The following is an 8,253-nucleotide window of genomic DNA, read 5'->3' as shown; positions in this document are numbered from 1 at the left end:
GCGGCGGCTCGCGGACGCGCTCGGCCTGTACGTCTCCGAGGTCGTCCTGCTGCCCCGGGGCGGGCTGCCCCTGACCACCAGCGGGAAGGTGCGGGGCCCGCCCTTCCACCGTTCCCCGGGGCTCCGCCCCGGACCCCGCGCCTCGATCGCCGGCGGGGCTCCATGGAGCCCCGCCTCAGGCGCCGCCGGTCAGGCCGGGCCCGGGACCAGGGTGTTCTCCGATCGGCGGCCCGCCAGGTAGTCCGCCACGTTGCGGACCGTCGCCTCGATGATCTGTCCCACCGCGTCGTGCGTGTAGTAGGCCTGGTGGGACGTGACGACGACGTTCGGGAAGGTGATCAGCCGCGCGAGCGTGTCGTCCGGCACCGCCTCCAGGGACTTGTCCAGGAAGAACACCCCCGCCTCCGCCTCGTACACGTCCAGCCCGACCCCCGCGAACCGCCCCGCCCGAAGCTCCCCGACCAGCGCCTCCGTGTCGATCAGCCCGCCCCGGCTGGAGTTCACCAGGATCACGTCGTCCTTCATCACCGCCAGCGCGCCCGCGTCGACGATGTGGTGGGTCTCGTCCAGCAGCGGCACGTGCAGGCTGATCAGGTCCGCCGAGGCGAACAGCTCCTCCTTCTCCACGTACGCCATCCCCAGCTCCACGCACGCCGGGTTGGGCACCACGTCCCACCCCAGCAGCCGCATCCCGAACCCGTGGGCGATCCGCGTGAACGCCTCGCCGATCTTCCCGGTGCCGAGCACCCCCGCCGTGCGGCCCCGCATGTCGCGGCCCATCAGCCCGTTCAGCCGGAAGTCGAAGTCCCGGGTGCGGTTGGAGGCCCGGACGATGCGCCGGTTCACGGCCAGCGCCAGCGTCCAGGCGAACTCGGCGACCGAGTGGGGGGAGTAGTACGAGACCCGGCTGACGGTCAGCCCCAGCCGCCGGGCCGCGTCGAGGTCGATGTTGTTGAAGCCGGTGGAGCGCTGGGCGATCAGCTTCGTCCCGCCCGCCGCCAGCACGTTCAGGACGCGGCCGCCCAGTTCGGCGTTGACGCTGGAGGAGACCACCTCGTACCCGGCGGCGATCGGGGCGGTGTCCTCGGTGAGGAAGACGTCCAGGCAGCGGACCTCGTGCCGGCCCTCCACCGCGAAGGCGCGCTCCAGGAGCGGCTCCTCGTCGGCGGTCACTCCGAAGGCCAGGATCTCCACGCTCACTCCCGAAAGGTCGGACCACGGGCCGTTCCATCGCTTTCGTCACGATACGTCCCGTGGTGCGACCCTCCGCAGAGGCTCAGCGGCGGTTCAGCGGCGGCTCAGCCGAAGAAGACCCCGGCCTCCTCGTACAGCGCCGGGTCCACCGTCTTCAGCTTCGCCGTCGCCTCGGCGATCGGCACGCGGACGATGTCCGTCCCCTTCAGCGCGACCATCTTCCCGAAGTCCCCGTCGCGCACCGCGTCGATCGCGTGCAGCCCGAAGCGGGTGGCGAGCCAGCGGTCGAAGGCGCTCGGGGTGCCGCCGCGCTGGATGTGGCCGAGGACCGTCGTACGGGCCTCCTTGCCGGTCCGCGCCTCGATCTCCTTGGCCAGCCACTCCCCCACGCCCGACAGCCGGACGTGCCCGAAGGAGTCCCGGGAGACGGCGTCCTTGAGCACCAGGTCGCCGTCCTTGGGCATGGCGCCCTCGGCCACCACCACGATCGGCGCGTAGCTCGCCGTGAAGCGGGAGGTCACCCAGGCGCAGACCTGGTCCACGTCGAAGCGCTGCTCGGGGATGAGGATGACGTTCGCCCCGCCCGCCAGCCCCGAGTGCAGGGCGATCCAGCCGGCGTGCCGGCCCATCACCTCGCAGACCAGCACCCGCATGTGGGACTCGGCCGTGGTGTGCAGCCGGTCGATGGCCTCGGTGGCGATGCCGACGGCCGTGTCGAAGCCGAAGGTGTAGTCGGTGGCCGACAGGTCGTTGTCGATGGTCTTGGGCACGCCGACGCAGGGGATGCCGTACTCCTCGTACAGCCGGGCGGCCACGCCCAGGGTGTCCTCGCCGCCGATCGCGATGAGCGCGTCGACCTCGGCCTTGGCGAGGTTCTCCTTGATGGCGCGGACGCCGTTCTCCGTCTTGAACGGGTTGGTGCGCGAGGAGCCGAGGATGGTGCCGCCGCGCGGCAGGATCCCGCGGACGGCGGGGATGTCCAGCGGGACGGTGTCCCCCTCGACCGGTCCGCGCCAGCCGTCCTTGAACCCGACGAACCCGTATCCGTACTCCTGGACGCCCTTGCGGACGACGCCCCTGATCACCGCGTTGAGCCCGGGGCAGTCGCCGCCGCCCGTGAGCACTCCGACCTTCATGGAATCTCCCTTCGCCATGACGGTCACGCTAGTGGTGACCCAGGTCACAGCGAGGGGCCTGGAGTGGTCAATTCCGGTGGAATTACGGGGCGTTGCGTACGCGCTTTCACTCGTAAGGGGAAGTAAGTACGACCGGTGCGGACTTGCGCGTCCCCCTTACGCGTCGTTCTCACGCGTCGTCGAGCCCGCGTTCTATCGCGTACCGGACGAGCTCCACCCGGTTGTGCAGCTGGAGCTTGCCCAGGGTGTTCTGGACGTGGTTCTGCACCGTGCGGTGCGAGATGACCAGCCGCTCGGCGATCTGCTTGTACGACAGCCCCTTGGCCACGAGCCGCAGCACCTCGGTCTCCCGGTCGGTCAGCTGCGGGGCCTTCGGCTCGTCGGCGGCGGCCGGTGCCGGGTCGGTGGCCAGGCGCCGGTACTCCCCGAGGACCAGCCCGGCCAGGCCCGGGGTGAACACCGGGTCGCCGACGGCGGTCCGGCGGACCGCGTCGATCAGCTCCTGGGCCCCGGCCGACTTCATCAGGTAGCCGGTCGCCCCGGACTTCACCGCCTCCAGCACGTCCGCGTGCTCCCCGCTCGCCGACAGGACCAGCACGCGCAGCGCCGGATCGGCGCCGACCAGTTCCTTGCAGACCTGCACCCCGGGCATACCGGGCAGGTTGAGGTCGAGGACCAGCACCCGCGGGCCGGCCGCGCGGGCCCGGCGCACGGCCTCCGGGCCGTCCCCGGCCGTCGCGACCACGTCGAACCCGGCGGCGGCCAGGTCGCGGGCGACCGCGTCCCGCCACATCGGATGGTCGTCGACGACCATCACCTTGATCTCGTGGAGCTCGCCGCCGACGCCACCGCCGTCGTTGCCGCCGCCACTCTCGTTGCCGCTGTCGTTCACTGGGTCCTCCCCCTCGGTACTTTCAGTTCCACTTCGGTGCCCTGCCCGGGGACGGACACCAGCTCGGCGCTGCCGCCGAGATCGCGCAGCCGGCCCCGGATGGACAGGGCCACGCCCATCCGCCCCTCGCCCTCCGCCTGGTCGAGCCGGCCGGACGGGATGCCCGGGCCGTCGTCCCGTACGGTCACGATCACCTCGTCGCCCCAGTCCTCGACGAGGATCCAGGCGCTGGCCCCCTCCCCCGCGTGCTTGCGCACGTTGTCCAGGGCGGCGCCCACGGCCGCCGCCAGCTCCCGCGCTGCGGGCACCGGCAGCGGCACCGGGGTGCCCGGCTCGGCGAAGCTCACCCGGGAGCCGGCGTACGGGGCCAGCAGGGCCCGCAGGTCCAGCTCGCCCTCGTCACCGCCCGGCTCCTCCACCTCGTACGTGTCCACCAGCGCGCCCAGCGACTCGTCGCGCGAGACCCGCGAGGGGCGGACCAGCCCGCTGGAGACCAGCGTCCGCAGGGCCACCTCCTGCTCCCCGGCCATCCGGCCGAGCTCGGCGGCCTCCCCGCCCAGCTCGGTGCCCCGCCGCTGGACCATGGCGAGGACCTGGAGGACCCCGTCGTGGATGTCGCGGGCCAGGCGCTCCCGCTCACGGGTCGCGGCCTCGATCTCCAGGGCGCGGGCCAGGGTCGCCTCGCTGGCCCGGGCCACCTCGACGACGTAGCCGATGGCGATGGAGGCGACCCAGACCAGCAGCACGTTGTGCAGGGTGTCCCGGGTGGGGTCGCCGCCGTGGATGGCGATGTTGGCGAAGGCCACGAAGGTCGAGGCGACACCGGCCCAGCGCCAGCCGCCCTTGAGGGCGAAGGCGAGGACCGATCCGGCCGTCCAGATGGTGGGGAGGGTGGGACCGCCCCCCGCGATGCGGGCGTGGGCGTCGGCCAGCGGGGTGAGGGCGATCCCGGCGAGGGCGACCGTCAGGTCGGCGGCCAGGAACCCCCGGGTACAGCCGGCCGCGCCGCCCACCCGGCGGTGGGTGGCCAGCGTCCACACGACGAGGACGGCCAGATAGCCGACCGCGACCCAGGGGCGGACGAAGTCCTTGTACGCGGAGACGAACAGCAGCACCGCGTAGACCATGGTGAGCAGCCGGTACGCGGTCAGCGCCCGCCACAACGGCTGCTCGACCGACATGCGTACGACGCGCTCGCGCTTCGGCGCCATCTCCCCCACCCCCGCCGCGCGGACGGCACCCGGCCGCCCGCGGGGACTACTCCGCGCCCTTGTCGCCCTTGGCCGCGTCCTTGGCCTCGTCCTTGGCCGCCTTCTCGGCGTCCTTGGCGGCCTTCTCGGCGTCCGCGATCTGCCGCTTGGCGGCCGTCGCGTAGATGTCCACGTACTCCTGGCCGGACAGCTTCATGATCTCGTACATGACCTCGTCGGTCACCGAGCGGAGGATGAAACGGTCCCCGTCCATCCCCTGGTAGCGGCTGAAGTCCAGCGGCTTGCCGATCCGGATGCCCGGACGCATCAGCTTCGGGACCACCTTGCCGGGCGGCTGGATCTTCTCGGTGTCGATCATCGCCACCGGGATCACCGGGGCACCGGTGGCCAGCGCCACCCGGGCCAGACCGCCGGGCTTGCCCCGGTAGAGGCGGCCGTCGGGTGAACGGGTCCCCTCGGGGTAGATACCGAACAGCTCCCCGCGCTCGATGACCTCGATACCGCTCTTGATCGCGGCCTCACCCGCACCACGCGCACCGGAGCGGTCCACCGGGAGCTGGCCGACGCCCTTGAAGAAGGCCGCGGTCAGCTTGCCCTTGACCCCGGGGGAGGTGAAGTACTCGGCCTTCGCGATGAAGGTCACCTTCCGGTCCAGCACGGCCGGCAGGAAGAAGGAGTCGGAGAAGGACAGGTGGTTGCTCGCGAGGATCGCCGGCCCCTCCGCGGGAATGTTCTCGAGGCCCTCCACCCACGGCCTGAAGGCGAGCTTCAGGGACCCGCCGATGGAGAACTTCATTGCGCCGTAGATCAACTCGAAAGCCTTCCTGTGTCTGTCGATCAGACCATAACCCCTAGCTCCACCGAGAGCGCCCGACGACCCTGGTCGGTGCCATCCCGGTCGCGTACCGTGAAGTCACACAGCGCGACGCACCCGTACGTACGCGTACCCCGCGCGCGCCATGGTCAAGGTCTTCACCTTCGTCACCCTCATCCTCATCCTCATCCTCGAACCCCTCACCCACTAGGAGACTGTGGTGCCCGTCCTCCCTGGAGCAGAGCCGTTCCGCCACGAGGGCGGAGAAGTGGGCGTGCTCCTCTGCCACGGCTTCACCGGTTCCCCGCAGTCCCTGCGCCCCTGGGCCGAGTACCTGGCCGAGCGCGGACTGACGGTCTCGCTCCCGCTGCTGCCGGGACACGGCACGCGCTGGCAGGACATGCAGCTCACCGGCTGGCAGGACTGGTACGCCGAGGTGGACCGGGCGCTGCGGGAGCTGCTGGACCGGTGCACGCAGGTGTTCGTGTTCGGGCTCTCGATGGGCGGCGCGCTGACCCTGCGGCTGGCCGCCAAGCACGGGGACGCCATCCGCGGCATCGTGCTCGTCAACCCGGCCAACAAGGTGCACGACCCCCTGGCCGTCGCCCTTCCGGTGGCCAAGCACTTCATCCGGTCGACGCCGGGGATCGCCAGCGACATCGCCAAGCCCGGCTCGGCGGAGGTCGGCTACGACCGGGTCCCGACGAAGGCCGCGCACTCGCTGCGCAAGTTCTTCCAGCTCGTGGACACCGAGCTGCCGCAGGTCACGCAGCCGGTCCTGCTGCTCCACAGCCCCCAGGACCACGTGGTCCCGCCGGTGGACTCGGAGCGGATCCTGGCGCGGGTGTCGTCGACGGACGTCACCGAGACCCTGCTGGAACAGAGTTACCACGTGGCGACGTTGGACCATGACGCGGAGCGGATCTTCGCGGACAGCTATGCGTTCGTCGGGCGGCTCGCGGAGAGCGTCGGCAGGGAGGGGGCGGCCAGCGGTGGCTGAGCACGAGGAGTCCTCCGGGGGCGTGCCCCCGCTGGACGAGGAGGCGGCCTGGGCCGCGATCGTCGCCGGGTACGGGCAGGAGCCGCCGGACCCGCCGGGAGCGCGCCCGTTCCGGCCGATCGAGAACCTGATGCTGCCCGAGGAGGACGTCCAGCCGGAGCCCCCGGCCGCCACGCCGCCGACGGCGCCGACCGCGCTGGGCAGCTCGGTGGTCTTCGCCCCGGGCGTCGGCATCGGCCCCCGCGACCACTCGCCGGCCGAGCCGAAGGACGACGGCCCGGCGGGCGAGGCATCCGACGAGGGCCACTTCGTCCCCCCGGAGCCGGAGCTCCCGCCGGCGGACACGACGGCGAAGTTCGCCTGGCTGGCGGTGGTCGGCGGCCCGGTCCTGCTGCTGCTGGCGGTACTGCTCCAGTGGGACATGACCTGGTGGCTGACCACCCTGGGCATCGGCGGCTTCCTCGGCGGCTTCGCCACCCTGGTGGCCCGCATGTCGGGCGACACGAACGACGACGATGACGACCCGGGCCGCGGGGCGGTGGTGTAGGGACCGCGGCTAACCGCCGCCCCACCCCCGCCCCTGGCGGGTCCATGACGCGGGCGTCGACGACGGCCCGCCGCGGCACAGGCCCGCCATCTCCCCCGCGAGGGGCCGGGGGCGGGCCGGCGGCTGCCCACCCGCCTCCCCGGCCTGACGGGGTCGGCGGCTCGGCGGGGCCTTGGCCGGACGGAAGCGGGAAAACGACCGGGTCGGGGGCAGGCGGGGTCTGAGCCAAGGGTTCTCAGGGAGGGCTGGGGGTTTCCCGCCAGTCTCATCGTCCTTCCGCGTCGGGCCGGTCAGTCAAGAGCGCTCCTTCGTCGCGTCGCTACGCGATGTCGCTGCGCTCCACTCTTGACAGCCCGTCCCGCCACGGAAAAACGAAGACTGCCGGGAAACCCCCAAAGGAACGGGACGGACGTTCCTTGGACATGGGCCCGTATCAGCGCTGAGTCAGGGTCGTCGGGACACGGCAGACCACACACCCGGCCCCCGACAGCGCCAAACAGCAATCCGGGCCAGCCCACGCACCAGATCGCTACGCGCTTCTCCCGGCTTGGCGTCCGGCGCCCGTCTGGGGCCGCTACCCGCACCAAAGGCCAATCAGAGTGGCATCCGGGGCCGGTGGGCGCATCAGATCGCTACGCGCTGCCCAGATCTCAGCGGCTACCGGCCGTCTTGGGCCGCTACCCGCACCAAATGCCGACCAGGACCCCCATCCGGGACGGAGGGGCGCGTCAGATCGCTACGCGCTCCTGCCGTCCCGGCGTCCGGCGCTCGTCGGCAATGCGCCCTCGCTCATGGGCCTGTTGCCACCTTCCCCCTGACCGCGTCGAGGAACGTGACCTCGACAGCGGCAAGGTACTGCTCCCGCTCAGCGAGGAAGTGCTTGGTGTGTGGCTGCGCCTCATGCGCGTCGAACGCGGCGCGGTCCGCGTACAACTCGTAGAACAAACGAACCAGCGGCTCGCCCTCCGGTACGTGGACAACGTAGGCCAGCGTCCCCGGCTCACTTCTCTTGATGCCTTCCAGGGTGGTCGTGCACAGCTCGTCGAACGCCCTCGCGGCCTCCAGATCGTGCAGCGCGAAGCGCACGACCAGACCGAATCCCTCGCTCACGTGTGTTCCTTTCAAGTCGCGAACCGTCCCACCCCCGTCGAACACGTCGTACCCGCCTACGACCAGCCCCAGGCGGCCCGCAGCCGCCGAGACGACGGCAGCGCGTAGCGATCTGGCGCGCCCACCGGCACCGGATGACGGTCCCGTTGGCATTTCGTGCGGGTAGCGGCCCCCGGCGACCGCCGGACGCTGGGACATGAGAAGCGCGTAGCGATCTGATGCGTCCGTCGGCCCCGACCGCCGCTTGCGGCTATGGGGGCCGGATGCCCGGTCTGCCGTGTCCCGACCTCCCCGGCTCGGCGCTGATCCCGCCGCATGCCCGCTTTACATCCGTCCCGTTCCTTTGGGG

General features: G+C 71.7%; 8 protein-coding genes. 2 read left to right on the top strand and 6 right to left on the bottom strand.

All coding sequences use genetic code 11. The features are described from left to right. Window positions 1-189 precede the first annotated feature (189 nt). From AB0O29_RS33150 to AB0O29_RS33130, 5 genes are all read right to left on the bottom strand, one after another. Window positions 190-1,194, bottom strand: a complete 1,005-nt coding sequence (locus AB0O29_RS33150; protein WP_365159310.1) for a 2-hydroxyacid dehydrogenase — start codon at window positions 1,192-1,194, stop codon at window positions 190-192. Window positions 1,195-1,298: 104 nt separating this feature from the next. After that, window positions 1,299-2,330 (bottom strand): 6-phosphofructokinase, encoded by a 1,032-nt coding sequence (locus tag AB0O29_RS33145; RefSeq protein WP_365159307.1) that lies wholly within the window; start codon window positions 2,328-2,330, stop codon window positions 1,299-1,301. Window positions 2,331-2,499: 169 nt separating this feature from the next. Continuing rightward, window positions 2,500-3,144, bottom strand: coding sequence for a response regulator transcription factor (locus AB0O29_RS33140; protein WP_365159304.1), 645 nt, complete (start codon window positions 3,142-3,144; stop codon window positions 2,500-2,502). A gap of 74 nt (window positions 3,145-3,218) precedes the next feature. Continuing rightward, window positions 3,219-4,433 (bottom strand): DUF5931 domain-containing protein, encoded by a 1,215-nt coding sequence (locus tag AB0O29_RS33135; RefSeq protein WP_365159298.1) that lies wholly within the window; start codon window positions 4,431-4,433, stop codon window positions 3,219-3,221. A gap of 46 nt (window positions 4,434-4,479) precedes the next feature. Beyond that, the gene (locus tag AB0O29_RS33130) at window positions 4,480-5,229 is read right to left on the bottom strand and encodes a lysophospholipid acyltransferase family protein (RefSeq protein WP_365159301.1); all 750 of its coding nucleotides are present in this window, start codon (window positions 5,227-5,229) and stop codon (window positions 4,480-4,482) included. 238 nt (window positions 5,230-5,467) lie between these two features. On the opposite strand from AB0O29_RS33130, the gene AB0O29_RS33125 reads away from it, so the two are divergent. Beyond that, window positions 5,468-6,247: an alpha/beta fold hydrolase gene (locus AB0O29_RS33125; protein WP_365159295.1), complete on the top strand. Its 780-nt coding sequence runs from the start codon at window positions 5,468-5,470 to the stop codon at window positions 6,245-6,247. Continuing rightward, window positions 6,240-6,794, top strand: a complete 555-nt coding sequence (locus AB0O29_RS33120; protein WP_365159292.1) for a hypothetical protein — start codon at window positions 6,240-6,242, stop codon at window positions 6,792-6,794. Before AB0O29_RS33125 ends, AB0O29_RS33120 begins: the two co-directional genes overlap by 8 nt. Window positions 6,795-7,583: 789 nt before the next feature. Here AB0O29_RS33120 and AB0O29_RS33115 read toward each other — a convergent pair. After that, entirely contained in the window at window positions 7,584-7,904 is a 321-nt protein-coding gene (locus AB0O29_RS33115) for an antibiotic biosynthesis monooxygenase (protein ID WP_365159289.1), read from the bottom strand. Between the last annotated feature and the right edge of the window lie 349 nt (window positions 7,905-8,253).

Source organism: Streptomyces sp. NPDC089915 (genome assembly GCF_040684675.1).
Lineage (GTDB): Bacteria > Actinomycetota > Actinomycetes > Streptomycetales > Streptomycetaceae > Streptomyces.
Note: the sequence above shows the minus strand (reverse complement) of the source record. Positions and strands in the feature narration are given on the sequence as shown.